Origin of the sequence: Psychrobacter sp. TB55-MNA-CIBAN-0194, assembly GCF_040309505.1 — a bacterium.
Lineage (GTDB): Bacteria > Pseudomonadota > Gammaproteobacteria > Pseudomonadales > Moraxellaceae > Psychrobacter > Psychrobacter fozii.
The window spans coordinates 1-281 of record NZ_JBEOOW010000165.1 but is presented as its reverse complement, the minus strand read 5'-3'; the positions used below and the strand labels follow the sequence as shown (position 1 = coordinate 281).

1 protein-coding gene is annotated in these 281 nt (G+C 43.4%); it reads right to left on the bottom strand.

Annotation, left to right across the window (positions count from 1 at the left end; genetic code table 11):
• A partial coding sequence (locus tag AAEY75_RS14680; RefSeq protein ID WP_352259977.1) for an aminopeptidase occupies positions 1-281 on the bottom strand: 281 nt, incomplete at both ends.

Here is a 281-nt window from a genome sequence, read left to right as displayed (position 1 = left end):
ACTAAGTGGCTTAGTGCTAGAGACAGTCCCGTTTACACCATCTTTTTTAGGTACGGTAAAGACCTCTTCTGTTGGCATATTGGCCATGAATGATACGCCGCGTTCACTTACGCTGCCAGCACCTACCCAAATATGCTGCTCTGGAAGTTCAATCGTTAAATCTGTACCTGGTGCTTCATAGTGCAGCTTGTGGTAGTGACGTTCATTTAATACTTTTACTTTTTCATTTAGTGATTCATCATGCTTTTTCCACGCTTCAACAGGATCTGGCTGGTTAGCAC